The following is a 25,510-nucleotide window of genomic DNA, read 5'->3' as shown; positions in this document are numbered from 1 at the left end:
TTTACGCCTGCTCTGGGTAGTTTTGCGGGAAAAGGGCTCGGCGTGCTGCATCATCCATTTCGGTTTGGAACGGAACGTCCTGGCCGACGGCCCTGGCACGCGCGACTGCCGGACGATTGTTGATGCTGTCAAACCACCGCTTCAGGTTCGGGAAGCCGGCCAGCTCAGCATCACCGAGCACAACTCCAGCTTTATCAACCCAGCCCCAGGCTGCAATATCCGCAATGCTGAATTCCTCGCCCACCAGATACGTGCGATCTGCCAGATGCGTATCCAGCACTTCATAGTGGCGCTGTGCTTCGCGCTGATAGCGATTAGCGGCATAAGGAATCTGTTCCGGCGCTGCATGCCGGAAATGCACTGACTGACCGGAGTACGGCCCCAGCCCAGACGCCACAAACATCATCCAGGACAGCAGTTCAGCCCGGTTTTCAGGCGTTCCGCCCAGCTTACCGCTCTTCTCCGACAGATAAAGCAAAATGGCATTGGAGTCGAATACCCGTATTCCATCATCGTCGATCGCAGGGGTTTTACCGTTGGGGTTAATGGCCCTGAACTCCGGCTTATGCTGCTCGCCCTTGAGGGTATCGACGGGAACCAGTTCATAAGGCGTACCTGTCTCTTCGAGATACAGGGCCACTTTCATCGGGTTGGGTCTAGGGTGGAAATAGAATCTGATCATTGAGGGCCTCCGGTGGTCTGTTTCAGGAACTTACACTCTAGGCATTCTTGAGCAATCATTCAATATTAGTTATTGGAAAATAGTTGGTATGGAGGAACGGCTAATTCCGGCGCAATCTTTTCATTTTGGGGTGATAGCGACTATGTTGATAGAGAGGATGTATTAACTCACCACACTTGCCCCACAATAATTTCAACTACTTACATGCTCCTATCGGGCAGGTTGCAAGGAGAACGACACATGTCGACAACACAAGAAGCGCCCTTATCAAATGATGTGGCCGCCGCCTGGCTTGATCCGGAAATGGACTCTGTTAAAGGTACGGAGACCCCAAAGGATCCGAACAAAGGCTATATCGCCCTGCTTGGCTGGAGCGTCAATGCCATCAAGGCCGCCCAGAAGTTCGACCGCCGCTACATCGTTGTTGCTCCGGAATGGGCTGCGGATTTTTGTACCGCTAACAAGATCCCCTTTATCCCATGGGATTTTATCCGTTTGAATGATCGGTCCCTGCAGATTGCTGAAAGGCTGAAAGAGGAAGGCGTTGATGTTGCGATACCGCTGTTCGAAGAGACCGTTGAGTGGTCTGGGGCGATCAACTCAGTGCTCCTGGACAGCCCTCGCATGTACGGGCAGTCGATTCTGTTCCGTGACAAGGCTTTGATGAAGCGCCGTGCCCAGCTTGGCGGCATTCGAGTCGGGATCTTCGAGGAGGCCCACGAGAAAGACGACATCGTCCGTTTCATGAAGCGTGTCAACCAAACCCTGTTGAAACTGGATGGCGACCCGGACGACCCCATTCACGTCAAGGCGTTTGACAAGGCTGGTTGCCTCGGCCATCGAATGATCCGTACGCTTGAGGAAATTGACAACATTCCAGCGGAAGAATATCCGTTGCTCATGGAAAGCCATCTGAGCGGCTGGGAGTTTGCCGTTGAGGCATGGATTCACGACGGCAAGATCAAGTTTCTCAATATCTCTGAGTACGTAACGCTGGGCTATTCCGTTTTCGTTCCGGCGACCGAGCAACTCGAAAGCTGGCGTAATGCCATCACCAAGCAGATCGAGTTGCTGATCAAAACGTTCGATATTAAGTTTGGCTTGATTCACCCTGAGTACTTCGTTACTGCTGATGGTGAAATGTACTTTGGTGAGGTTGCTTACCGCCCACCCGGCTTCAAGGCGTTTGAGCTGATTGAACGTGCGTATGGGTTTAACGCGTACCAGGCGTCAATGCTGGTATTTGATCCCAAGAGCACCAAAGAGGAAGTGGAAAAATTCTTCCCACGCGAAGTGGTCGATGCCAAGGGCTATGCCGGTTGCTTCGGTGTTTATCCGCGCCGCCGCGTGGTCAGCAAGCTGGAAATGCCTCCGGAATGTGTTGATCACCCCTATTTCGAGTCACATGAACTCGTTGCACCGACGGAAGAAACGGTTCCTGACCGGTCCGCCTTCGGTACTCACTGGGGCCTGGTCTTCTTCTATGGTGATGACCCCATCAAGATGCGGGACCTGTTGAAAGCCCAGGAGGACCTGGACTTTTATGTCTAGGTAGTCACCACCCATTCAGGTGCTACTCCTATGGCGTTCCATGATTCTGACCTGTAACTCCGGAATCATGGAACGCCCCTACTTCAAACTATCCCCAACTGTTTATTAACGGCATCACGGATTTCCCGATAACGATCAGGATTCGTGGCCAGGGTATCCAGATCATCTTCAGGAAAAATCTCTTTCTTCGTTTTCCTGGCTTCCTCTTTGGTAAAAATGGCCGGTAGCAGTTGTTCCAGGCACCGCAGCATTACCTCCGGCGAAACCGATGCCCCTGGCGATGCTCCCAACAAGGTTCCGTAGGTTTTGTCCTTGGACACGAGGATTTCCGTGCCCATCTGCAGATCGCCGTCCTTGATAATCTGAACCCGTTGGCCGGCGTGAACCGGTTTCCAGTCAAATTTTTTGCTCAGGCCGGGCGCAAAGCTTTCAAGCTCCTCGAACATGCTCTTCTCGCCCTTGAAGGTTTCTGAAACCAGGTATTTCACCAATGGGAAGTGCTCCAGGGTGACGTTCAGCAATCCTGGGATATCATGCAGGCGCATTGCCCGGAGGTAGTCAAAAAATCCACGTCCTTTCTCCAGAACGGGCTTGAAAGAGGCAAACGGGCCGAACAACAGGTAGTGCTGGCCATCCGCCACTCGCAAATCCAGATGCGGCACCGACATGGGGGGCGCGCCTACTTTTGCTTTGCCATAGGTTTTTGCCCGGTAATGATCGGCCTGCTCTGCGCTGATCGGGGCCTGCAGGAACCGCCCGCCGACGGGAAAGCCTGTAAACCGTTTCGCAAACGGCAGGTGGCTTTTCTTCAGGATCGGGAATGCACCCCCACCCGCACCAACAAACAGTACATCAGCCTTGTAACGAGCGTGGGCTCCGTGGCGTTCAGTTTCTATAAGCCAACTCCCCGCGGGGCTCTTGTGTACGCGTTTAACATGGGTGCCGTACTCAATCTTCACACCCAGGTCTTGAGCAGCGTGTTCAGCCATTTGTTGGGTCAGAGCACCGAAATTCACGTCCGTGCCTGTTTCTATGACGGTCGCCGCCATCTTTTCATGGCGAGGACGCCCTTCCATCAAATAGGGGATCCAGCTCTTGATTTCGTCGAAATCCTCTGAGAAGCGCATGCTCTCAAAAAAATGATGAGCAGACATTTCCTTGAACCGCAGTCGCAATTCGTCGATTGAGGATTCAGAGACGATGGTGCAGTGCTTGGTCTGATTGATGAACGTCTTGGGGTCCTTGATCGCGCCTTTTTTGATCAGGTGCGCCCAGAACTGCTTGGCCACGTTGAATTGCGCATGGATCTTCAAGGCCTTTTCGACCGAGATAACCTCTTCGTCCACCGGCGTGTAATTCAGCTCGCAGTTCGCCTCATGTCCCGTGCCGGCGTTGTTGAACACCCACGAGTTACCCTCTCCAGCGCTCTCCAATCTCTCCAGGATGGTGATATTCAACTCAGGAGCCAGCTCTTTTGCCAACGTGGCAAACGTGGTTCCCATAATCCCCGCGCCGATGATCATTACGTCCATAGAGTCTATCCACCCGCTTTAGTTTTCTGATATCCAACGATAAAGTCTGCTTGCCCGAAGGTACCACGCTTCCAGCGAACACTGAAAACCTGCCACATTCCTGTTTTTCCATCTGGGCACTTCATCTGGCGTCCAGTTTCTACGCCAAATGCCGAATGGTGCATCAGTATACTGTGCCAGCCGGTCAGTCTACACTGATGGCCGCGACGGATATGGAGCGCATTTATGACGTCTGGACAATTTGAGGGGGCTACCCCCATCCCTTCAAGGTTTTTGCGCAGGCTTGGCCCCGTTGCGACAATCGCCCTCGCCCAACTGTTCGGAACATCGCTGTGGTTCAGCGCCAATAGTGCTACGGATACCCTGATGACCAGTTGGCAAATCAGTGCTGCTGATATTGGCTGGCTGACCAACGCAGTTCAGGGCGGCTTTATCCTGGGCACAATGATCATGGCTTTGGGAGGCCTGGCAGAGCGGTATCGTGCCAGTCTTATTTTTGTGGTGAGTGCGGCTTGCGGTGCTTTGTTCAATGCCTGCTTCGCCTGGTTTTCGGAGGGTCTGGCCAGTGGCATTGTGTTCCGCTTCCTGGTTGGCCTGAGTTTGGCGGGCATCTACCCCGTGGGCATGAAGTTGATCGTCAGCTGGGCTCCCGAGCGGACCGGGCAGGCCCTCGCCCAGCTTGTCGCCATGCTGACGCTCGGCACCGCACTGCCCCATGCATTGCGAGAAGCCGGTGCGGACCTGCCATGGCAGTACGTCATCCTGGCATCATCGCTACTTGCGCTATTTGGCGCCGTTCTTATCCATCTGCTTGGAGATGGCCCTCATTTACCAGGTGCAGGCCAGAAAAAACAATCATCGGGCACCGGCTCCGAGCGACCGCTGACGGTCTTTGACGCCTTCAAGGTCAATCGATTTCGTGCTGCAGCCCTGGGCTATTTCGGGCATATGTGGGAGCTTTACGCGTTCTGGACGGTCGTACCACTGCTTGTGGCCAATACGGCACTCATCAGTGAATACTCGGCCGTCGGATTATCGGGTATGGCGTTCAGTATCATTGGCATCGGCGCTTTGGGGTGTCTTGTTGGGGGATTCCTGTCACGTCGTATTGGGAGTGCAAAAGTTGCGGTCGGTGCACTGGCCTCCTCTTGTGTTTGCGCAGTGGTGTTTGCTCTCTTCTGGCGTGACTTGCCTGCCATGTGGCTGGGAATACTCCTACTCGCCTGGGGCGCGACCGTGATTGCGGATTCTCCCCAGTTCTCCGCCCTGTCCGCGCAAGCTTGCCCAAAGGAAGTAGTTGGTGCCGCGCTGGCGATTCAAAATTCCATCGGCTTTGCGATTACCGTGGTATCGATCGCTGTAACCACCGCGCTGTTCGATCGTATCGGTCTGGACGCGGCCTGGCTGCTGGTTCCCGGCCCAATTGTCGGATTACTGGGGTTCGCCTGGGCATCCCGCCGAGCCTCGACGTTCGAAACAGACGCCTGAGCCACGGAGACCGTCCCAACTTACCCTACCGAAGTCCGGATATCAGGACAGCACTGTCCGATAAATCAGACAGCTTTATCCCCATTCTGAACATTGTGTCGCTAAAACCAGACACTCAGAGCCGATGCTACCAATCCCAACGCCTACCCATTCGCAATTTCTTCTATAAAACAATAACTTAGAAATCTGGCACGGTTCCTGTTTGGTTCAACGGAATAACGATAAAAACAAGCGCTTTCAACAAGAAAGAACGGGTGCAGACTTCACTCGGACAATAATAAGGAACACCCAATGCGTACACTCCTCCTGGCTCTTCTGCTAGTAAGCCCCCTGTGTTTCAGCAAAACTGTGGTGATTATCGAGAGCTATCATCAAGGCTATAAATGGGACGCTGATTACATCGCCGCCGTCCAATCAGTGCTGGGCGACGACCACGACATTCACGTGCTTGCCCTCGACACTAAAAGATTGCCGAAATCAGAATGGCCCCAAAAAGTAGCCAGCCTCCAGCAATCCATTACCGAGATCCAGCCTGACATTGCCATTCTGGGAGACGACAACGCATTCTCCCTCATGGCCAACCACTTGGTTGAGCGGAAGATTCCGGTTGTATTCCTGGGTGTCAACGGCGGTCCCGCGCAGCACCCTACCCTGGAACACGATTTGGTCGCCGGTTTGCTGGAACGGCCATTTTTTGAGGAGAGCATCCGTCATCTTCAGAAAGTATTGAAAGTGGATAAACACTTTCTTGTATTAATGGACGACTCACCCACCATGCGAAACGCAGTCAATGAATACTTCGGCGACAAGAGAAGTGCCGAAATATATGGCTCCAAACTGGACATCGTCCTTACCAACGACAAAGACACCTGGTTGCAGTCGGTTGTTCGGGCTCACGAACTGTACGATGCAATCATCGTTGGCACCCACCACACCATCCGGGATTCAGAGGGCACCTACATCGCACCGGACGAACTCATTACCAGAGCATTCAATCAAAGCCGGGTTCCCATCTTTTCCTTTTGGGATATCAACATTGGTAAGCAGCAAGCGATTGGCGGCTTCACCATTTCGGCTCACCAGGAGGGCATTACTGCCGCCCGCTTGGCATCCCTCATCCTTAATGGTGTCAAGCCCGCCCGCATTCCTAAAATGAACTCCCTGAGCGGGCACTACATCTATAGCCGAAGCGGCATGGCTCACTGGAACCTGGAGCTTTCCCCCATGATTGCGACCCAAGCAAACTTCGTTGAATAAATTGGTTGGGCGGCTCCAGATTATGCCGGAACAGCCGTTAACCAAGAGATCTCGCACGCATACACGCATAGAGGGGCAGACCAGTGGCTGTAGAAAAACTAGAATTCATTGAACGTCGGCTTGGTGTAAGCGGAAAACTCCTGATAGCACCTGTTTTCATTCTGCTTTTGTTCGCCCTCGTCACCTTTTACAGCATTCGGGAATTTCAGAGCCTTGATGCGCGAATGGATACGGTGGCAAGGGATCTGGCACCGGAAACCGCCGTTGCGACCGGTGTGCTTATCAACCTTTACACCATGAGACTGAGAGTCTTCGACTACTACGCCACCGGTAACGAAGACATCCTGGCCCGCTTCGAGCAGTTGGAGACAGATTTCTTCAGGGAGTTGTCGGCAGCGCAACAGACGATCAAAAGTGCCGACCGTGTGCAACTGGTTGCAGAGATCGAAGAGGCGACATTGCAGTACGCGAATGTCTTCAAAAGCGAACTGGTGCCCGCCAAGCAACAAGTAAAAAATATCATTGCCGACGAACTGGACCAATACGGCCCCACAGCATCAGAGGCACTGCGCCGGGCCATTGATGGCGTTACCAACAGAGAACCGGATAGCCGGTTGCGCGTCGTTCTGGAACAGCTGATTCACGATACCCTCATGATGCGAATGGCCTCACAGCGCTTCTTTGCCGATGGCGACGAATCCTCGGAAACTGCATTGGGTTATGCCATGGAGGATATTTCCGATGCGCTCGAGTTTCTGGACATGGATTCGGTCCCCGACTACGTCAGGCAGTATTTCGATACCGCGATAGCGGCACTCGAGAAATACCAGGCTTCGGTCAACGAGCTGCTGGTTCAGCAAAAGGCGATGATCCGAACAAAGGAAGACAGGCTTGACGTACTGGGCCCCCAAATCACTGACATGGCGAGGAATCTTGAGAAAGAGGTTTTTGCCTCCCTCGAAACCGTGGCCGACGAAGCGGAAGCAGAGACCGAGACGGCACTCAACCTGACACTCGCCGCATTCGTTGCGTCTGTCGTTCTGGGCCTGGTGGTCGCCCTGTTGATGAGCCGTATGATGGGTAACAGCGTCAAGCGTGCCCGGTCAGAAATTCTGGGTTACCTGGAAAACATTGGAAATAACGAAGGCGACGTTTCTACCCGGCTGACCAAGGGCCGCCCTGACGAGATTGGCGATTTCATCTCAGCGGTCAATGCCTTCCTGGAAACCCTGGAAGACATCATTTCCCGGATTGTCGCGTCGTCCCGGCGTCTCAGTACGGAATCCGAGTCGTTGTCTGGCATTACAAACAGCACCACAGCCAATGCCGAACAACAACGGGACCAGGTGACTCAAGTTTCGGCGGCGATGCAGGAAATGGTCTCTACCTCCGACGAAATCGCGTCCAACACCAGTGACACGGATGAATCCGCACGCCAGGCCGCCGAGCTGGCAGGAACCGGCCAGGAAACGGTGTCGACCGCGGTTAAATCCGTTTCCCGACTCGCAGAACAGGTCGAGGCAGGGTCAAAGCGCATCCAACGGCTTGAGCAGGAATCCGGTGAGATCGGTAACGTACTGGACGTTATTCAGGCTATCGCAGAACAAACCAACCTCCTCGCCCTCAATGCCGCCATCGAAGCAGCACGTGCGGGAGACGCAGGCCGTGGGTTTTCGGTGGTTGCTGATGAGGTCCGGGGGCTTGCCAAGCGGGTTCAGGATTCAACGGTCGATATCGAGCGAATCGTCTCGAATCTGCAAAGCGGTGCCGCCGGCGCGGTGGTTGATATGAGCAAGGCCAAACAGATGGCCTCTGAAGCCAGTGAAGAAGCCGGCAAGTCTGGCGCTGCTCTGTCAGAAATTATGGCGGCCGTAAACCGGATTGTGGATATGACAACGCAGGTTGCAAGTGCCACTGAGCAACAGCGGGCGACCGCTGCTGAGATGACTCAGAACGTGGAGGCCAGTAGTAGTGCCATCGACAAGCTCACCGACGATATTGCCCACGTTAACCAATCCAGCAATTCCCTGGCGGAGATGGCGGAAGACCTTAACGGCCTGGTGCGTCGCTTTAAAACGTCAAACTAGGACCCTTTTTCGCTTGTGTTAACTGCGTCATGGGCGACATGTTCAATTACTGATACTTTCAATACTCAAACAATAGCTATAAATACAGCGTATCAGGGAGAGATTCACCCATGAGCCATTCACGTTTTACCAGGATGCCCGGCTTTCTCGCGGCGCTGACGGTGTCCTTTTGTGCAGTCGCTCAGGCCGATCCTGCCGACACCATCTTTGCTGCTGAAAATGCCCTCTACGGTGCTGGCTATGATATTGGCAAGGCCGATGGGTGGATGGACGACACCCTGCGCTCGGCCATCCGGAAGTATCAATCCGGTCGAGAGGGGTTGCAGGCCACTGGCGATCTGGACCCACAAACGTTGTCTGCCCTGGGAATCGCCGTTAAGGATGGCGATGCCGTGACTGGCAACAGCGCGCGAAGCCGTGAGGGGGCAATGGCTGACGCGGGAATCAGCAAGCAGCGTTTCGGGTCACCCAGTGCAAAACAACCCATTGCGGCTGCGCCTGAACCGGAGGTTAAGCCGGAGCCAGTGCCAGTATCGACTGAAGCGCCAACCTTGGAAGAAGAATCAGCACCTGCTCCGGAGACCATCGTAGCAACAAACGATAAGCCGGTGATTCAGCCCGAAACGGAATTAGCTCAAGATTCAAAGCCTGAACCTCAAATCGCAGAGGAACCTGAAACCGAACCCGTTGCAGTTGCGGCTGTTGAAGAGCCCTCAGCCATGGAGAAGCCCCAAACCATTGACGAGCCCTCAATTGTTGAAGAGACATCAACGGTCGAAGAGCTCTCAACCGTTGATGCAGAACCTTCCGTGGCTCTCAATGTGCCTTCCGAGGCGACCGAAGAGACATCAACGGATGTTGACTACCAGTTGCCAGAAGAACCGACGGCTTCTGGCAATCCGGAGATTTCGGAGTCATCGCAGGCAACGAGTTCGACCTCAGACAACACTTCGGAATCCACCACTGTCGCGAAAAGCAGTGGCGGTTTTTTCAGCTCGTTATTCGACTTCCTCTTCGGTTGGCTGATCTGAGGACATACGCGTATTCCGAAATGCCTTGGATTAGCTCACACTGGGTGGCCTTGTTTCAAATTTACTGACTTGCAGCCAAGGCCAACCACCCCATGCCCTCTCAATTGCAGGAAGCTCCCTACTCTCCCGCCAGGATTACACTGATCATATTCTCACTCGCCATGGGCGGGTTTGGGATAGGTACGGGAGAATTTGCCATCATGGGGCTGATGCCCGGCGTTGCTGCGGATCTGGGCGTTACGGAACCACAGGTTGGCCACTTGATCAGTGCCTACGCTCTGGGCGTTGTCGTGGGAGCGCCGCTCCTGGCCATTGGCGGTGCCAGGCTTTATCGGCGGCACCTGCTGATCCTGTTGATGTCGTTCTACGCGCTGGGAAATATTGCCAGTGCCCTGGCGCCGGGGTACGGATCACTTCTGGTGTTCCGGTTCATCGCCGGCCTCCCCCATGGCGCCTATTTCGGTGTTGCCGCCCTGGTTGCCGCCTCACTCGTACCTTTTAACAAACGCGCCAAGGTCGTGAGCCTGGTCATGATGGGGCTTACCCTCGCGCTGTTGATCGGAAACCCACTGGCAACGATTCTTGGGCAACATCTGGATTGGCGGTATGCCTTTGGGTTTGTGGGTGCTATCGCAGCCCTTACCGGATTGATGATTGTTCTTTTCCTGCCTCTCAATCGACAAGAGGAACGGCAAAGCCCATTCTCGGAAATCCGGGCGTTCAATCGCCCGGAAATCTGGTATCCGCTCGCCATCGGCTCCATCGGGTTTGCCGGCATGTTTTGTGTATTCAGCTATATGGCTCCAACATTGTTGGAAGTCACCGGGGTCAATCCCTTCTGGATTCCAATCGCACTCGCGGTCTTCGGGCTCGGAGGATTCGTTGGCAACATCCTCGGAGGTTGGCTGTTTGATCGCCTCCAGTTCCGCAGCGTTGGCTGGATGTTGTTGTGGAGCATCAGCATGCTGCTTCTGTATCCCTACGCCACAGAAACCATCTGGACCATGCTGGTGATGTGCTTCCTGGTCGCCTTGATGGTTGGCCTTGGGCCCGCGCTGCAAACCCACCTGATGGACGTGGCGCACGGTGCCCAGACACTGGCCGCCGCCTCTCACCACGCAGCGTTCAACGTGGCCAATGCTCTTGGACCCTGGCTGGGCGGGATGGCTATCAGTGCCGGCCTTGGATGGCAGTCCACAGGGTATGTTGGTGCCACAACCGCCGTTGCCGGGCTCGCGATATTTCTGTTGGCATGGCGTCAGCAGTCCGGCCCAGAGCGTGTCGACGACGACGTTGCGCTTAGCCAGGATTCCTGACCGCGTTGCAGGTTTTGCGTTCACGGGTGGCGCCGTTTGCCAGTACAACACCTATCAAGAGCAGCACCACGCCACCCCACACGGCCCAACCATAAGACTCACCAAAGAAAACGATCCCGAACAATAGGCCAGCGGGTGTAATCACGAACCCCAGTTGGCTGAGAAACGTTGGCGATGTCCGCTTCTGTAAGTGAAAGAAGCCGCGATAACTGATCGCAGTCAGGACAGACTGAACGGCCACAATGGTCCAGAGATCCATCCCGCTAACAAGCAGCGAATGTGCGCCCCCAGTCACCACGACCACCAGTAAAATCAGTACGGCACCGGCGAGAAGCATTCCAGGGGCCAGCTGCTCTGGAGTAGCCCCTTTCGGCCAGTGAGACGTGCGATACACATTGCCAATAGCGAGGGACAGTGGAACCAACATACCTAACAGCAGCCATGGCAGCGAGTCCGGATTGATGCCCGCCGGATTGGGCGACAGAATCCAGACACAACCGGCAACGCCCAGACTCAGCCCAATGGACTTTTTCCTGCTCAGTGTTTCCATGCCCAGAATGACGGAGATCCCGTAGGTGGCAAGGGATGGCAGCGCATAGAGAGTCGCCGTCAGGCCGGACCCAATATTCGCAACAACAATGAAGGCCAGCGCATTGGGTACGGCAATGGCGGTCAGTCCGCTGATGCCAAAGTATTGAAACAGGGGCCTGCTGAATCGCACCGGGGAACCCCGGCGACCGCAGAGAACCAGCAGGATACCGCCACCCAAAGCCTGCCAGAAGGCGTACGCCAGTGGTGTCATGCCGATGTCCATGGCGGCCCTGGAAAGCGGCAGCATCAGGGCAATCAGTACGCCAACGCCCAATAACAGAAGCATGGATGTTACATCGGGTTGATGAGATGCGGTACTCGTATGTTGTTTCATGGTTTTTTCTCCGTTAGTTGCGAGCCCTATCATCCCGATGCGGCGACTGCGGATCACCACACGTTTCGTGAAAACTGCTTTGCCGATTTGCGCATCGATTCCCCGAAACTCATCGTTTAGTGTCAGCAGTCAACCAACCACCAAAACCGACACAGGAAGACTGTTATGGATTTTCTGGAAGCCCTGGAATGGCGTTACGCCACAAAACGCATGAATGGCAAATCTCTCCCGGAAGGCACACTGGAGAGAATACTGGAGGCCACACGATTGGCGCCGTCCTCTTATGGGTTGCAACCCTACACCATCAAAGTCATCAGCGACCGCTCGCTGCTTGAGCGCATCCATGAAGACGCTGCACCGCAACCACAGGTCAAGGAATGCTCCCACCTGTTGGTGTTTGCGACCAAGACGGATCTGGATGACTCAACGGTTGATCATTACATCGAGCTGGCGGCGACAGAGAGAGGGGTTGCGATTGCCGATCTGAACGGGTTCGCTGACGCTATCAAAGGTACCATCAATGGTCTGGAAACGGCCGCTGACAAGCAGGCCTGGGCCGCAAAACAGGCATACATTGCCCTGGGCTTTACCCTTGCCGCCGCCGCTATAGAGCGTGTCGATGCCTCGCCGATGGAAGGCTTTGATCCAGCCGCCCTCGATCGCGTCCTGCGATTGAACGAGGATAATCTGAGCAGCGTGGTCATTGCAGCATTGGGGTACCGTGATACGGCGGAGGACCGGATGGCGAACATGCCAAAGGTGCGCCGACCCCTGTCCCAACTGATTCAAAGGGTGTGATCAACAGGCCCGATAGAATTCAGCCACACACCGGCGCTTGCCTGTATAATTCCCTCATCAATCAAGATCTGATGTGGAGCGCCGGCATGGACCGCCTCAAGGGTGTGGAGTATTTCAAGCGAATTTACGAGCTGGGCTCGTTTACGGCTGCTGCCGACGAGTTCCAGTGCTCGAATGCAGTTATATCCAAGTACGTCCGGTTCCTCGAATCCTGGACGGGCTCGAAGCTGATCAACCGCAATACCCGTACGATCAGCTTTACGGACGAAGGCGAGCGATTCTACACCTATTGCCTTTCTATCATTGAGCAGACCAGCGAAATGCTCGATTCCGTTGCTGATACCGGCGATCTGTCGGGCGAGTTGGTTATTGCCAGCCCGGTTTCCTTGTCCATCAAGGTTCTCAGCCCGTTAATTCTCCAGTTCAAGAAAGAACACCCGTCGCTGTCCCTTCGGCTACAGATGAGCGACCAACTCACCGATCTGGTTGGAAGCGGCGTTGATGTGGCCATTCGGGGGATAGAAGCACCGGAAGACTCATCGCTTGTTGCAATGCGGTTGGGGTCGCTCGATCGTATTCTGGTGGCGTCACCAGGTTATCTGGCCGAGGCAGGTGTGCCCGCCACGATCGATGATCTGCCTTCCCATCAATGCCTTGTGTACAGCATGAGCTCAGATGCAAAGCGATGGGAGTTCCTGCTCTCGACTGGCTTGGGCCAGACAAAATCTGTCAGCGTCGCCGGTCCGCTGGTTGCGGACAACTCCATGATGTTAATCGAGGCGGTAAAAGAGGGGCTGGGCATCGCAATGGTGCCTCGCGGCTATGTGGCCGCGGAACTTGGAGCCGGCACGCTTCAGCATTTAAAGCTTGGCGCGGAGCCGGTACCCCGCTCGATCTACGCAATGTATTCGGATCGGCGGTACCTGCCAAGGCGTGCCAGGGAGTTCATCCAGTTTCTAAGGATGTCTCTATAGTCATCTGTTTTATAACAGATCAGAACTTCCAGAACGGTGTATCCAGACGCTGTGCAACAAGCTCAGGTGGGTAACCAACGTCCTTCAGAAGACGGGGTTCCATGGTCAGGACCAGGTGGAGGAAGTTACGCTTCATTCTCCACCCTTTGTACAGTGATGCGGCTCTTTTCATTTCAATCATCCATCTATCGATAACAACAAAGGGTTAAACCGTAATCGGTTTTAAGTAGTTACCTATTTTATGGATGATTCCTGTCCGGCCCCATACTTGGAAACCACTACGAGGCCTTGTTTTGGGGCCTTTGAGCCTAGCAACTTGTACCTATGCCGCCCCGTTCGACTTCTTTACAAGCGTCTTATACAGATCATCTTTCAGTTGCAGTCGCTGTTGTTTCATCTGGTGCAACTGATCGTCTCCGATCGGGGCATCCCTGCGTTCCAGGCCTTCGATTTCCTGATCCAGCTCTGCGTACTGCCGAAAATGGTGCTGGAACGTCGGGTCGTTCTTTCTCAGTTCGTCGATCAATTCGCCAAACTGAGGGAATTCGTTATGAAGTTCGTGGTTGGAAATGCCCATTACCTCGTCTCCTTCTTTTCGCAGAGTGGTTAGTCAGGATGCCATTCATCATCGGGAGTTGTGAACCGTTAAAACGGTATAAAGCAGCTCCCTATAAATCCGAATCAAGCCGCTCCAATCCGAGAGTAGCTTTAAACTCAAGATACTCGTCACGATAGACAATGGCACCGAGAGCCATCGCAGCCTTGGTGGCCATGCGATCAAAGCTCTCCCGGATCAGTCGTGGGATCCTGGCTTTTGGTCTCACGCTGGCCGTTTCAATCAGCACGGCGCCCATAACGAGCAGTGCATCAATTCGACGGTTATCACGGTCGCCATCCATTATGTGGCGGGCGACCGATTGCGCATCATTCAATATCACCTTCTCGTCGTCGTTCAGTGTGGCGCCGTCGAACGCCATAAAGCTTTGATAGCGACGTGCCCGCTTCAGCATGAAGGCCTCGCGCACTGCAGGGTCCGGTTTGCCGGAATCTGGTTTGGTGTTGAGAAGTCCGTGAAGACGGAAATCCACCTCCCCCGCTTCCCGTTTTTGTTCGAAGACGTGCTTGATATCTGCTCGCGCGATATCGGACGTGGTTTCCAGGGCCTCGGCGATCACGGCATCGAACGTGGTTTTCTCGACCACATCCAGGACGCGCCGAATGGTATGGATAGATTTCATAAGCTCCGGCCACAGGCGCGGGTCCGCCTGACCAGGTTCGTCCGGCATCCTGCTTTCGAGGGCCCGGGCGCAGAAAAACGCCTTTTCAACGTCACGAATCGCAATGCCCGGTTCGTTCGCAATCCATTTGACGCCATAGTCATTGAGGTCTTCAATCAGGCTTGAGGTGAGAATAAGCAGGTAATACTTCATACCGAGGGGAAGGTCTGTCATCAGCAGCACTCCTTCACAACAAGAGTTCCTGTCTACAGGTATAGCTGATTACAGGCTGAGTACCAGCTTTTCCGGGGTATCTCCCGCTCATCTTTGACAAAACGCTAATAGCTGGGGGCGATCAATAGGGTATAGGATGATTGAAAGAATCTGAGTATTGATCCGTTCACCTGAGGAAACTAGCACATGACGTACGCGCGAATTGTCGGCACGGGCTCCTATCTGCCCGAGAATGTCATGACAAACGAAGACATGGAGAAAATCGTCGACACCAGCGACCAGTGGATTCGTGAGCGTACCGGCATTGAGCAGCGACACATCGCTGTAGAAGGTGAAACCACCGTCGATCTTGCTGAAAAAGCATCCCGCAGGGCCATTGAAGCCGCCGGACTTCAGCCTGCCGACATCGACCTGATTGTGTTCGCCACATCCACCCCTGACAAGATCTTTCCCAGCTCGGCGTGCATTCTACAGGCGAGACTCGATATCCATGGCTGCCCGGCTTTCGATATCCAGGCTGTTTGCAGCGGGTTTGTCTATGCGTTATCGGTTGCTGACAAGTTCATCAAAACCGGCAGCAGCAAGAAGGTTCTGGTGGTTGGCGCAGAGCTGTTCTCCCGCATTCTGGACTGGGAAGACCGAGGCACCTGTGTGCTGTTCGGTGACGGTGCCGGCGCCGTAGTGTTGGAGGCCAGCGAGGAAACCGGCATTCTCTCGACCCACATCCATGCTGACGGCAAATACGAAGACCTGCTCCACGTACCCTTTGGTATTGGCGATGGTTTCGACCAGGTTCGGGCCGGCAAAGGCCATGTTCACATGAAGGGCAATGAAGTGTTCAAGATTGCCGTGAACACCCTGGGCAGAATTGTGGACGAAACCCTGGAAGCCAACCAGATGAAGAAATCCGATGTGGACTGGCTGGTGCCGCACCAGGCGAATTTGAGGATTATCGCGGCCACGGCTCGCAAGCTGAACATGTCCATGGACCAGGTGGTGGTGACCGTCAACAAGCACGGTAACACCTCTGCTGCGTCAATTCCGCTGGCACTGGACGTTGCGGTTCGCGATGGTCGCATCCAGAAAAATGAGGTGCTTCTGCTGGAAGCCTTTGGCGGCGGGTTTACATGGGGTTCTGCGTTAATCCGGTTCTGACCATCTACCGCAATTCGCGTCAGACGTATACTCTACCCGGTATCCGAATTCCCATAATAACGTCAAAGGGAAGATTCCGTGAACGAGAGTGTCCGCAGTACCACACCGTCTGTGATCATCATTGGCACCGGTTTTGGCGGCCTGTGCATGGCCATCCAGCTCCGGAATGCCGGAATAGAAACCTTTACCCTCCTGGAAAAGGCGTCCGGGGTTGGAGGCACCTGGCGAGATAATACCTACCCCGGTGCGGCCTGTGATGTTCAGTCTCACTTGTACTCCTTCTCCTTTGAGCCCAAACACGACTGGTCAAGAAAGTTCGGATTGCAGCCGGAAATTCTTGATTATATGCAGCACTGTGTTGAGAAATATGATTTAGCGGGGCATATTCAGTTTAATAAGGAAGTCGCCAGCGCGGTTTTCAACGAAGCCACCAACACCTGGACCGTCACCACTACCGACGGAGAGTCTCAGACAGCCGATATCATTGTCACCGCTACCGGCCAGTTGAATCAGCCAGCATGGCCAAACATTCCCGGTCTGGATACCTTTGCAGGCACGACGTTCCATTCCGCCCGTTGGGACCATAACTACGACCTGAGCGGCAAGAATGTTGGCGTGATTGGCACCGGTGCCAGCGCCATTCAATTCGTGCCGGAAATAGTGCCAAAGGTAGGAGCTCTCAGCCTTTTCCAGCGCTCCGCTGCCTGGGTGCTGCCGAAACCCGACCGACCGTTCTATAAATGGGAGCAGGCACTGTTCCGGAAGATTCCGGCCTGGGACCGCATCTACCGTTCCCTGATCTATTGGAAGAATGAAAGCCGCGCCCTGGCGTTCACCCGCTTTAACAGCTTGCTCGAGCTTTTTGCCTGGCAGGCAAAGCGCTTTGCCAAACATCAGGTGCGCGATCCCGAGAAGTTCAGGCACCTGATTCCGGACTACAAGATCGGCTGCAAGCGGATACTGATTTCCAACGACTGGTATTCAGCCGTTGATCAGTCTCACGTCGAGCTCGTCACTACTGGTATCGAGCGTGTCGTGGAGGAAGGCCTGATTACCACCGACGGCGCTCTGCACCGGTTGGACACGATAATCCTGGGGACCGGATTTGCGGCTTCGGATTTCCTGTCACCGATGGAGATCACCGGCCGCAACGGCGCGTCGCTCAACCAGGCTTGGGCCACTGGATCGGAGGCCTACAAAGGCATTACGGTGTCCGGATTCCCTAACCTTTTCATGCTCTACGGGCCCAACACAAACCTCGCCCACAACAGCATTGTGTACATGCTGGAGTCCCAGGTCCGGTATGTGCTCGGTTGCATCAATACATTGAGCGCAACACCCGGCACCGCTATGGATGTAAAGCCAGATCGGCTTCGAACGTTCTCTGAGGGCGTTCAGACAAAACTTAAAGACAGCGTTTGGGAGTCCGGTTGCCATTCCTGGTACCTGGACAGCGATGGCAAGAACACGGTGAACTGGCCCGGTTTCACCTTCACTTACCGCAAGGCCACGCGGGAGGTGAACCCGGACGACTACGAGTTCCTGCAACCTTCCGTTTAGCCTCTCTTTGCTCCCTCCAGGCTTGTCCATTTGACAGCCCGGACATATTCATAGGATGATTGGGTCATCATTTATCAGGATCTTAAACATGCAGCTCGCCAGAATCTCCAAGGGCTCTCTCGTCGAAACCGCCATAGAAAGCCTGCGCCAGGCCATTGAAAAAGGCCACTGGGCGATTGGCGAACGGCTGCCCGTTGAAGCGCAACTGTCGGAGTCCCTCGGCGTGAGCCGTAACACCGTTCGTGAAGCGGTCAGGGTCCTGGTGCATGTCGGCATGCTGGAGACACGTCAGGGGGATGGCACCTACGTTCGAGCCACAAAGGATGCGGGAGAAACCCTGCGGAGAATCAACCGGGCCCAGTTAAGAGACAAGCTCGAAGTACGGATCATGCTTGAAACCGAGGCTGCAAAGCTCGCTGCAGAGCGTCGGGACGCCAAGGACCTGGAGAAAATGACGCTCGCCCTCGATGAACGGGCGAAGGCCGGTGACGATGTTGAAAGCCGAATCCGTCACGATCATGCGTTTCATACAGCCCTGGTCGCAGCGTCACACAACCCTGCCCTGTCGGAGCTGTACGACTATTTTGCCAATTCGGTGGCACAGACCATTGAACTGACCGAGCTCGATTCAGGACTTCCTGAACCTTCCCAGGAGGATCATGAACTGCTACTCGCCGCGATCCGACGACAGGACTCCGTTAAGGCGGAAACTCTGTCGAGGGCGCTGCTCCAGCCGAGCCTTAAAGCCTTGGGGAAGAAGCATCCATGAAATTCAGGCTCGATACCTTCACGCTATTGCTGTTAGGTGCGATTGTCCTTGCCACGTTCCTGCCGGTGCGTGGTGATGCCGCCAACGCCCTGGCAACTGCAGGCACTGTGGCCGTGGCACTCCTGTTTTTCCTTCATGGCGCGGCGCTTTCACGTGAACAGATCGTAGCCGGGGCCACCCATTGGCGCCTGCACATCATCATTACCGCTTTCACCTTTGTTTTCTTTCCCCTCGTGGCATTACCCATCAATGAAATCAGTCGTTTTGCGCCTCAGTGGATGCCGCCTGATCTGGGGCTGGGATTCCTCTATCTGGGTGTGCTGCCGTCGGCCGTTTCTTCCTCGATTGCCTATACCGCCATGGCCAAGGGCAATGTGCCTGCCGCCATCTGCAGCGCTGCTGCATCCAATGTCTTTGGCATGATGCTGACACCATTTCTGCTGTTACTGTTGGTGAGCACGTCGGGCGACGGTGGCTTTTCGGTGGCGGAGGCGCTTAAAGACATTGTGCTACAACTGCTTCTTCCGTTTGCGGTTGGCCACGGCCTGCGCCCCTTGTTGGGTGGTTTCCTGGCTCGGAATGAAACGCTCACCTCCCGCTATGACCAGTGTGTGATCTGGCTGATCGTGTATTCCGCCTTTTCCCATTCGGTCGCGAGTGGCCTGTGGCAGAACCTGCCGTTGAAGGCGATTCTGCTGGCCATCGTGCTGTGCTTCGCGCTGCTGGGATTTTTTATGGTACTGGCGATGTTTGTGGTTCGCCGGCTTGGATTCAGCCTGGAGGACGAGGCCGCCGTGGTATTCTGCGGCTCAAAGAAGAGTCTGGCGTCCGGCCTGCCCATGGCCAAGGTGCTGTTCTCCGGGCACCCCGGGTTTGGCATGATCGTGCTGCCGATCATGTGCTACAACCAGATTCAGGTCATTGTGGGAGCCATGCTGGCTCAGGCGTATCGCCGCAGGATTGAGGCCGCGTCAGCCGCCGCCCCCCATACCACTGAATAAGGTAGCCAATACAGCCAGGCCGACGATCCAGCCGATGACCGCTGGCCAGAAGTTAACCATCTGGGGTGGCAGTTCTTCCTGCGGCTCTTGATCCCCCTCTGACTTTTCCGCCTCCATGTCGTCCTCGTCAGCGTCGTGGGCATGTGCATCCCGCAAGCTATACCAGTCGAACCACCCCGCCAGAAACTGCACAACCGGCGCCGGGAAGCTGCCGTTTTCCGCCATCGGCCGAACCTGAGGTTCCAGCGCGTCGGCAATTTCCTTGCGAACATGAGGCTGATCTGCAGGAGGCTCTCCAAGAATGGCTTTCCAGATCTGCGCGTCCTTGCTGCGACTTGAATCATTCAGCAAGGCTCGGACCTGGATAACCACCTCTCGTACCACCTGTCGTTCCGAGGCATCCAACTCCTGGCTCTCCTGCCTCACTACCGCAGGGGTCTCAGCAACCTGATGCTGTCTTTCATTACCGGCATCGGATGGACTGTTGTCCGTTTGCGGTTCCCCGCCCGTTGCTTCCTTGAAAGCCCGCCGCAGTCGTTCAAGCTCCTCACCGGAGGCGAACTTTTCCTGCCGCTCATAAGCCGCCCGGATACGGGCATGATCACCGGTGGGCTCGATACCCAATACTTCCCAACAATTCATAGAGTTGTAACTCATTCATCAGACTTTCATTAAATTTTAGAGAGACAAATGTAATCTGGTCACCTAGGATATGAAAAAAGCGTTCATCATAAAAAAATCCCACACTCGGCAAAGTATAAAACGACACTCATGTCCGTTACGACCTATCTCATTAAAATTCCGGGGCTTGTTCGTCCTGACACCTATCGCAATCGCCTGATGTCGGTGTTTGCGGGCACGTTCATCGCCGTTGTTCCGGTGGTAGCGGCGGTGGCGGAGGAAAGCAACGAACAAACCTTCGAGCTGGCAGCGCTTGGCGATTCACCGGAAGCCTTTGAAATGGATTCCAGAATTCCAGAGGTACTGACCACAACCCGCCTCAGGCAACCGAAGTCACGTGTGCCCGGCACGACCACCATCATCACCGGCGAAATGATCCGGGATCTCGGTATCATGAACCTGGTAGAGGTGTTTCGCCTGGTTCCTGGCATGACCGTCGCCGAAGTCGGGAGCAACAACCCGGTAACCAGTTACCACGGCACTGTACATTATGAGCAGCGTCGATTGCAGGTTCAGGTTGATGGCCGTACGTCATACCGCCCTAACCTGTCCGACATGGACTGGAATACCATGCCAGTACCGCTGGAACTGATAGAACGAATTGAGGTCAGCCGCGGCCCGAACAGCGCCGCGTATGGTATCAATGCCTTCCTCGGAACCATCAACATCATAACCCGCGCGCCTGAGGATACGGCCGGAGTTGAAGCTCGCGCTATTACTGGTTCCAGAGGCTATAAGCGGGTGTTTGGTTCTGCCGGCAACGCCTCTGGCGACTACAACTGGCGCCTGGCCTACGAGAAGCGTAAATCGGACGGCTTTGATGAGCAGGAAGACGATGACATCTACTACCCTTTTCATGATGGCTATGACATCAACACCTTTAACTACGACAGCAGTTTGTTCCTGAACAGCCAATACAGTTTGGACCTGCGCGGTGGTGTGGTGGATGGCGTTAACGAGGAGGACCAGATCAAGAACGGCAAGCTCGGCGCCGATGACCATCCTGATATCATCGTCGACGACTACTATCTGCAAACCCGCCTGAACGTGACGACCTCCGAAAACCATTTCTATCATGTACAGGCCAGCTTCCAGAACTATGATCGACGGCAGCGCTGGAGCATATGCATTCCCGGGGATACTTTTGACAATATTCTTCAGGGAAACAGCTTTGATCTCGAGTCCTGTACTGCCAACGAAGTAGACCCTTTCAGGGCAAATTTGAATGAAGACATTGAGGAATCCCGCCTGGAGTTCGAAATCCAGGATACCCTGTTGTTCAACCGGGATCTGAAGTTGGTATCGGGTCTTGGTTATCGTAAGGATACCTATCGATCAGAGACCTATTTCAATGGCCGCGGTAACAACTACCAGTCACAGGTTTTTGCGAACCTTGAGTACTCGCCTTTACGTTGGCTCACCCTGAACGCCGGCGGCAACTGGGAAAAAACCACCACCACGGACGAAGGCTACTTTTCACCCAGGGTGGCGGCCAACTTCATCCTGGCCAACAACCACACGCTCCGATTTGTCTACTCCGAGGCAGTACGCACACCGGATGCGTTCGAACAGAATCCGGACTGGTCCTATCGTCCCAGGAATGTTCAGCCACCGTACACGTTTCTTGAAGGGCAACGATTCCTGGTCGCGAATCTGGTCGACCCCGCCACGTCGACGTATGGTAAAACACTTGAAGAAGAGCACATAATCTCCCGGGAAATAAGCTATTTTGGCCAGTACTATCTGGACAGTTCCACCTTGTCACTGGAAGTTCGCTATTTCAACGACAAGCTTCGGGACATGATCAGCGGTATCATCAATGAAGAAGACTGGACCATCGACAACAATGTCGCACTCGATCAGAAAGGCTTTGAAGTAGAGGCGTCACTGGACTTTCCCGATACAAAACTGAGGATGAGCTATGCTTATCTGGATCAGGACGGCCGCTATACCGGCGCCAATGATCGTGATGCCGGTGACAAACAATATGCCATTGACCTGTTGGGGCGTTTGTCAGTCAGGCATTCAGGAAGTTTTGCGTGGATACAGGATCTGCCTTTCAACCTGACCTCATCGGCGGCATTCTATTTTGCGGATGAATTCCGGCGTTCACAGTTCGAACGTCTGGACCTGAGGCTGGCAAGGCACATTTTCAAAACCGGCTACAGCTATGAGTTTGCCGTTACCATGCAACACTATCTGGATAAGGACACGACGGATCTGAGTCCTGATAACATCATCAGGGATCATAACCAGTTCTTCGCTGAAGTCGGCGTAAGATTCTAAAGGCATCACACGGACGATACCCGACCCTGGACGGTATGAAACCAACGTACAACACCAAAATGGGGAAAGAATCAGGCGGCCATGCCAGTCGGCGCGCCCTGGGCGGTGCCGTACTGTTCCTGCTTTTCGTGTTGTCTGTGCCTTTTCAGCCTGTTTACGCGCAATCCTCGTCGGGTTCCCAGGTGTATCTGGCCGGTTCCGAGAACTCCGCTCTGAACCGCCGCATGATCACCCTTCTTAGGGAGGCGCTGGGCAGCACCGTCAACATTCGCTCCTTCAGCAGCGGCCAGACGTCTCAGGACAAAACCACGCCCGTTATTACGCTCGGGCCAGAAGCCTTTACTCGAGTTCGGCAAGAGAATCGTGATGTGCCTATCCTGGCTTTGCTTGTGGATCAATCGTTTATCAGTGGATATGCGGGACGCTCTGAAGGTTCGGTTTCAGGCATATTGTACAACCCCCCATTAATCAGGCAGGCCGTCGCTGGAAAGGAGATCCTGCCTCATGCCACCCGGGTGGCGATGCTTGCCCGTCCCGAGACCGTCGAACTCTACGAGTCCCTGGTTGATGAACTTCCAGCTTATGGGCTCCGGGCGCGAGTATTTGTCGTCAGTTCCGACAACGACCTGATACCAACACTCATTCACGCGCTGAACTACGGTGACTTTATTCTGGCCGCGCCGGACAGCGGTATATACAACCCCCGAACCATCAAGCACATCCTGTTGACGGCCTACCGTCGCAACCGGATTGTCATCGGCCCGAGTCAGGCTTATGTCAAAGCGGGATCGCTGGCATCCACCTATACACCTTTAACCGAGATCTCCAAACTCGCAGCAAAATACATAGAACAATACCGCAGTGATGGTCAGTTTCCCCCGCCCGCCTATCCCGATGTCTTCAGAATTGAGCTAAACGACCAGGTTGCGCGTTCCCTGAACATTCCGCTGCCCGACCGTCAGGAGATCATCAACTCTATTAGCGAGCGGTTGGCTGGGTCCGAGGAGGCGTCTGATGAGTAAGCGTATGGGCAGGCCAGTCCCCCTCACGCGGAAGCTGCTGCTATTGGGTGCCGCTCCAGCGATCGTCATGTTCATCGTATTGATGGTGTTCTTTACGTCTGCTCGGCTTGATGACGCCCGCAAGGACCTGGCTGACAGCAGTCAGATGCTGGCTGACAGCCTTGCGCCGGCGGTTGAATACGCCGTCGTTTCGGGGAACACGGCGTCCCTTGAACAGATACTGTCGCAATCGCTGCGGCGCAGCCGCGCCCAATGGATACGCGTCTCCAACGTGGTCGGCGACGAGGTTGGATTTGTCTCCACGGACGACCCGGGCAATATCAGTGCTGAGGAGACCTTCGACGTCTTCGAATCTGAGATACTGCAGCAACCGCTTGATCTGGGCGAAGATCGCCAGACCGAATGGTTCGAACCCAACTACGGGTTCGGGTCAGGAGCGCTTCGCGTCGGTACTGTTCAGGTGGGCGTCAACAAAGCCCAACTCGCAGCACGCCGGCAGGACATCCTCTGGACATCACTGGCGGTTGGGTTTTCGTTGCTGCTGTTTACGCTACTAATCGTCAAACACTCGCTGAACAGTATCGTCTCACCGATCCATGGCCTGTCCCGTCGGGTTGCAAAACTGATTAATCGGGAATACGAGGAAGTTGAGGTAGGCCTTGCCGGCGCTACCCGCGAAACCCGGGAGCTGGAGGAAAGCCTCAATGCTCTCTCCAGGCACCTGAGGAACCTTAAGGCATCCCGGGACGAGACCCTGGCCTCTTCTGAAAAAGCCCGGGAACGGGCGGAAATGGCGAATCGAGCCAAATCCGAGTTTCTTGCCACCATGAGCCATGAGTTACGGACACCGCTCAATGGTGTTCTGGGGATGATTGAACTCGTGACCGATGAGGCCCTGAGCGCTCGGCAAAAGGACTATCTCCAGACGGCGCGGCAGTCCACTGAGGACTTGCTGACGGTCATCAATGACATCCTGGACTATTCCCATATTGACCGGGGTACGCTGGAACTGGATAACCGCGAGTTTGACCTGAAAGAGCTCATCACCAACTGCACCGCCAGCTACCGTCATGTCGCCGAGCAGCAGGGTTTGGCGCTGTCCACCAAGTTTATCGGAGACTGGCCGGATCGTCTGCTTGTGCTGGGAGACTCCCCGCGCCTGCGCCAGATCCTGGCGGGCCTTATCGATAATGCCATCAAGTTCACGGGCGACGGCTTCATCAAAGTACAGGCCAGCTTTTTCTCTCTTGAGGATAACTGCCTGGTGCTCAACTGCACTGTCAGTGATTCCGGCTGCGGCATTCCTGTTGAACGAATTCACGATATCTTTAACTCATTTGAGCAGCTTGATACGGGTGATTCACGCAGTTATGGCGGAACCGGCATGGGGCTTTCGCTGGTCCAGAGGCTGGTTGAGCTGATGGGCGGTCACGTCAAAGTCGAGACCGACATTGGGAAAGGGTCGCAGTTCCGCTTCGAGCTGCCCTTTGAATTGGCAAACCGGGTCGATCATGTTGAGGCTGCGGAACAGGGCCCTGTCAAAACCGGCGGCGAGCAAGCCCGTGCTCTTGTGGTGGAGGACAACATGGTGAACCAGAGGGTCGCCACTGCCCTGCTCCGGCGGCTGGGCTTTGAGACAGACGCAGCGGCCAATGGTGAGGAGGCACTGGATCTGGTTCGAACCAATCACTCCGGCTACGACGTTATCCTGATGGATTGCCAGATGCCGGTGATGGACGGCTATGAAACCACCCGCTGCATCCGGGAATGGGAAAAGAGCAACGGCCAGGGCGGAACCCCGATTATCGCACTGACAGCGGACGCCCTTCCGGGAACCGAGACCAGCTGTCGAGAGTCGGGCATGAACGATTACCTCGCCAAGCCTGTGAGAAAAGAACACCTCAGAACGGTACTCAGCCGCTGGATACGGGTGTAACCAGCGAC

General features: G+C 54.9%; 21 protein-coding genes. 15 read left to right on the top strand and 6 right to left on the bottom strand.

Annotated elements, in window-relative coordinates; genetic code table 11:
* Position 1 precedes the first annotated feature (1 nt).
* The gene (locus tag AXW11_RS02640) at positions 2-682 is read right to left on the bottom strand and encodes a glutathione S-transferase family protein (protein ID WP_091643751.1); all 681 of its coding nucleotides are present in this window, start codon (positions 680-682) and stop codon (positions 2-4) included.
* Between the two features lie 240 nt (positions 683-922).
* On the opposite strand from AXW11_RS02640, the gene AXW11_RS02635 reads away from it, so the two are divergent.
* Positions 923-2,233 (top strand): ATP-grasp domain-containing protein, encoded by a 1,311-nt coding sequence (locus AXW11_RS02635; protein WP_213480091.1) that lies wholly within the window; start codon positions 923-925, stop codon positions 2,231-2,233.
* A gap of 83 nt (positions 2,234-2,316) precedes the next feature.
* Here AXW11_RS02635 and AXW11_RS02630 read toward each other — a convergent pair whose 3' ends face one another.
* The gene (locus AXW11_RS02630) at positions 2,317-3,765 is read right to left on the bottom strand and encodes a malate:quinone oxidoreductase (protein WP_091643753.1); all 1,449 of its coding nucleotides are present in this window, start codon (positions 3,763-3,765) and stop codon (positions 2,317-2,319) included.
* Positions 3,766-3,990: 225 nt separating this feature from the next.
* On the opposite strand from AXW11_RS02630, the gene AXW11_RS02625 reads away from it, so the two are divergent.
* The 5 genes from AXW11_RS02625 to AXW11_RS02605 all read left to right on the top strand — a co-directional run bounded on the left by AXW11_RS02625 (position 3,991) and on the right by AXW11_RS02605 (position 10,944).
* Complete coding sequence (locus AXW11_RS02625) at positions 3,991-5,253, top strand: MFS transporter (RefSeq protein WP_091643755.1); 1,263 nt, start codon at positions 3,991-3,993, stop codon at positions 5,251-5,253.
* A gap of 351 nt (positions 5,254-5,604) precedes the next feature.
* The gene (locus AXW11_RS02620; protein ID WP_226909916.1) at positions 5,605-6,510 is read left to right on the top strand and encodes an ABC transporter substrate-binding protein; all 906 of its coding nucleotides are present in this window, start codon (positions 5,605-5,607) and stop codon (positions 6,508-6,510) included.
* Positions 6,511-6,593: 83 nt separating this feature from the next.
* Entirely contained in the window at positions 6,594-8,597 is a 2,004-nt protein-coding gene (locus AXW11_RS02615; protein ID WP_085680735.1) for a HAMP domain-containing methyl-accepting chemotaxis protein, read from the top strand.
* 110 nt (positions 8,598-8,707) lie between these two features.
* Complete coding sequence (locus tag AXW11_RS02610) at positions 8,708-9,628, top strand: peptidoglycan-binding domain-containing protein (protein ID WP_051946931.1); 921 nt, start codon at positions 8,708-8,710, stop codon at positions 9,626-9,628.
* Between the two features lie 92 nt (positions 9,629-9,720).
* A complete protein-coding gene (locus AXW11_RS02605) occupies positions 9,721-10,944 on the top strand; it encodes an MFS transporter (protein ID WP_051946929.1) in 1,224 nt (407 codons plus the stop codon).
* Here AXW11_RS02605 and AXW11_RS02600 read toward each other — a convergent pair.
* Entirely contained in the window at positions 10,928-11,869 is a 942-nt protein-coding gene (locus tag AXW11_RS02600; protein WP_091643763.1) for a DMT family transporter, read from the bottom strand. The two genes, AXW11_RS02605 and AXW11_RS02600, sit on opposite strands and share 17 nt — an antisense overlap.
* 165 nt (positions 11,870-12,034) lie before the next feature.
* Between AXW11_RS02600 and AXW11_RS02595 the strand changes: the two genes are divergently transcribed.
* Both AXW11_RS02595 and AXW11_RS02590 read left to right on the top strand, forming a co-directional pair.
* Positions 12,035-12,667 (top strand): NAD(P)H-dependent oxidoreductase, encoded by a 633-nt coding sequence (locus AXW11_RS02595; protein WP_075194826.1) that lies wholly within the window; start codon positions 12,035-12,037, stop codon positions 12,665-12,667.
* An 86-nt stretch (positions 12,668-12,753) separates the two neighbouring features.
* Positions 12,754-13,641 (top strand): LysR family transcriptional regulator, encoded by an 888-nt coding sequence (locus AXW11_RS02590; RefSeq protein ID WP_091643766.1) that lies wholly within the window; start codon positions 12,754-12,756, stop codon positions 13,639-13,641.
* A 322-nt stretch (positions 13,642-13,963) separates the two neighbouring features.
* Here the strand turns inward: AXW11_RS02590 and AXW11_RS02585 are convergent, their stop codons facing one another.
* The gene (locus AXW11_RS02585; protein WP_036207155.1) at positions 13,964-14,218 is read right to left on the bottom strand and encodes an HP1242/YdcH family protein; all 255 of its coding nucleotides are present in this window, start codon (positions 14,216-14,218) and stop codon (positions 13,964-13,966) included.
* A 91-nt stretch (positions 14,219-14,309) separates the two neighbouring features.
* Positions 14,310-15,092, bottom strand: coding sequence for a hypothetical protein (locus AXW11_RS02580; protein WP_091643768.1), 783 nt, complete (start codon positions 15,090-15,092; stop codon positions 14,310-14,312).
* Between the two features lie 186 nt (positions 15,093-15,278).
* On the opposite strand from AXW11_RS02580, the gene AXW11_RS02575 reads away from it, so the two are divergent.
* From AXW11_RS02575 to AXW11_RS02560, 4 genes are all read left to right on the top strand, one after another.
* Positions 15,279-16,247 carry a beta-ketoacyl-ACP synthase III gene (locus tag AXW11_RS02575; RefSeq protein ID WP_075194819.1) on the top strand — a complete coding sequence of 323 codons (969 nt, stop codon included), beginning with the start codon at positions 15,279-15,281 and terminating at the stop codon, positions 16,245-16,247.
* A 78-nt stretch (positions 16,248-16,325) separates the two neighbouring features.
* A complete protein-coding gene (locus AXW11_RS02570; protein WP_091643771.1) occupies positions 16,326-17,807 on the top strand; it encodes a flavin-containing monooxygenase in 1,482 nt (493 codons plus the stop codon).
* 88 nt (positions 17,808-17,895) lie between these two features.
* Complete coding sequence (locus AXW11_RS02565; RefSeq protein ID WP_091643774.1) at positions 17,896-18,576, top strand: FadR/GntR family transcriptional regulator; 681 nt, start codon at positions 17,896-17,898, stop codon at positions 18,574-18,576.
* The gene (locus AXW11_RS02560) at positions 18,573-19,577 is read left to right on the top strand and encodes a bile acid:sodium symporter family protein (RefSeq protein WP_036207138.1); all 1,005 of its coding nucleotides are present in this window, start codon (positions 18,573-18,575) and stop codon (positions 19,575-19,577) included. Before AXW11_RS02565 ends, AXW11_RS02560 begins: the two co-directional genes overlap by 4 nt.
* On the opposite strand, the gene AXW11_RS02555 is transcribed toward AXW11_RS02560, so the two are convergent.
* A complete protein-coding gene (locus AXW11_RS02555; RefSeq protein WP_091643776.1) occupies positions 19,548-20,219 on the bottom strand; it encodes a molecular chaperone DnaJ in 672 nt (223 codons plus the stop codon). The two genes, AXW11_RS02560 and AXW11_RS02555, sit on opposite strands and share 30 nt — an antisense overlap.
* A gap of 129 nt (positions 20,220-20,348) precedes the next feature.
* Between AXW11_RS02555 and AXW11_RS02550 the strand changes: the two genes are divergently transcribed.
* From AXW11_RS02550 to AXW11_RS02540, 3 genes are read left to right on the top strand one after another with little or no spacing between them, the layout of a single operon-like run.
* Positions 20,349-22,544: a TonB-dependent receptor plug domain-containing protein gene (locus AXW11_RS02550; RefSeq protein WP_091643779.1), complete on the top strand. Its 2,196-nt coding sequence runs from the start codon at positions 20,349-20,351 to the stop codon at positions 22,542-22,544.
* Between the two features lie 35 nt (positions 22,545-22,579).
* Positions 22,580-23,566 (top strand): ABC transporter substrate-binding protein, encoded by a 987-nt coding sequence (locus AXW11_RS02545; protein ID WP_041334900.1) that lies wholly within the window; start codon positions 22,580-22,582, stop codon positions 23,564-23,566.
* Entirely contained in the window at positions 23,559-25,502 is a 1,944-nt protein-coding gene (locus AXW11_RS02540; RefSeq protein ID WP_075194815.1) for an ATP-binding protein, read from the top strand. The genes AXW11_RS02545 and AXW11_RS02540 overlap by 8 nt, the downstream gene beginning before the upstream one ends.
* The last annotated feature ends 8 nt before the right edge of the window (positions 25,503-25,510 follow it).

The sequence above is a fragment of the Marinobacter sp. Hex_13 genome, assembly GCF_001566815.1.
In the GTDB taxonomy this organism is placed as follows: Bacteria; Pseudomonadota; Gammaproteobacteria; order Pseudomonadales; family Oleiphilaceae; genus Marinobacter; species Marinobacter salarius.
This window is presented reverse-complemented; position numbering and strand designations above follow the sequence as displayed.

What these genes read in the sequence shown, in the direction of transcription:
- AXW11_RS02640 (WP_091643751.1), bottom strand. Translation starts at nt 682, where the DNA reads ATGATCAGATTCTATTTCCACCCTAGACCCAACCCGATGAAAGTGGCC.
- AXW11_RS02635 (WP_213480091.1), top strand. Translation starts at nt 923, where the DNA reads ATGTCGACAACACAAGAAGCGCCCTTATCAAATGATGTGGCCGCCGCC.
- AXW11_RS02630 (WP_091643753.1), bottom strand. Translation starts at nt 3,765, where the DNA reads ATGGACGTAATGATCATCGGCGCGGGGATTATGGGAACCACGTTTGCC.
- AXW11_RS02625 (WP_091643755.1), top strand. Translation starts at nt 3,991, where the DNA reads ATGACGTCTGGACAATTTGAGGGGGCTACCCCCATCCCTTCAAGGTTT.
- AXW11_RS02610 (WP_051946931.1), top strand. Translation starts at nt 8,708, where the DNA reads ATGAGCCATTCACGTTTTACCAGGATGCCCGGCTTTCTCGCGGCGCTG.
- AXW11_RS02605 (WP_051946929.1), top strand. Translation starts at nt 9,721, where the DNA reads ATGCCCTCTCAATTGCAGGAAGCTCCCTACTCTCCCGCCAGGATTACA.
- AXW11_RS02600 (WP_091643763.1), bottom strand. Translation starts at nt 11,869, where the DNA reads ATGAAACAACATACGAGTACCGCATCTCATCAACCCGATGTAACATCC.
- AXW11_RS02595 (WP_075194826.1), top strand. Translation starts at nt 12,035, where the DNA reads ATGGATTTTCTGGAAGCCCTGGAATGGCGTTACGCCACAAAACGCATG.
- AXW11_RS02590 (WP_091643766.1), top strand. Translation starts at nt 12,754, where the DNA reads ATGGACCGCCTCAAGGGTGTGGAGTATTTCAAGCGAATTTACGAGCTG.
- AXW11_RS02585 (WP_036207155.1), bottom strand. Translation starts at nt 14,218, where the DNA reads ATGGGCATTTCCAACCACGAACTTCATAACGAATTCCCTCAGTTTGGC.
- AXW11_RS02580 (WP_091643768.1), bottom strand. Translation starts at nt 15,092, where the DNA reads ATGACAGACCTTCCCCTCGGTATGAAGTATTACCTGCTTATTCTCACC.
- AXW11_RS02575 (WP_075194819.1), top strand. Translation starts at nt 15,279, where the DNA reads ATGACGTACGCGCGAATTGTCGGCACGGGCTCCTATCTGCCCGAGAAT.
- AXW11_RS02565 (WP_091643774.1), top strand. Translation starts at nt 17,896, where the DNA reads ATGCAGCTCGCCAGAATCTCCAAGGGCTCTCTCGTCGAAACCGCCATA.
- AXW11_RS02560 (WP_036207138.1), top strand. Translation starts at nt 18,573, where the DNA reads ATGAAATTCAGGCTCGATACCTTCACGCTATTGCTGTTAGGTGCGATT.
- AXW11_RS02555 (WP_091643776.1), bottom strand. Translation starts at nt 20,219, where the DNA reads ATGAATTGTTGGGAAGTATTGGGTATCGAGCCCACCGGTGATCATGCC.
- AXW11_RS02550 (WP_091643779.1), top strand. Translation starts at nt 20,349, where the DNA reads ATGTCCGTTACGACCTATCTCATTAAAATTCCGGGGCTTGTTCGTCCT.
- AXW11_RS02545 (WP_041334900.1), top strand. Translation starts at nt 22,580, where the DNA reads ATGAAACCAACGTACAACACCAAAATGGGGAAAGAATCAGGCGGCCAT.
- AXW11_RS02540 (WP_075194815.1), top strand. Translation starts at nt 23,559, where the DNA reads ATGAGTAAGCGTATGGGCAGGCCAGTCCCCCTCACGCGGAAGCTGCTG.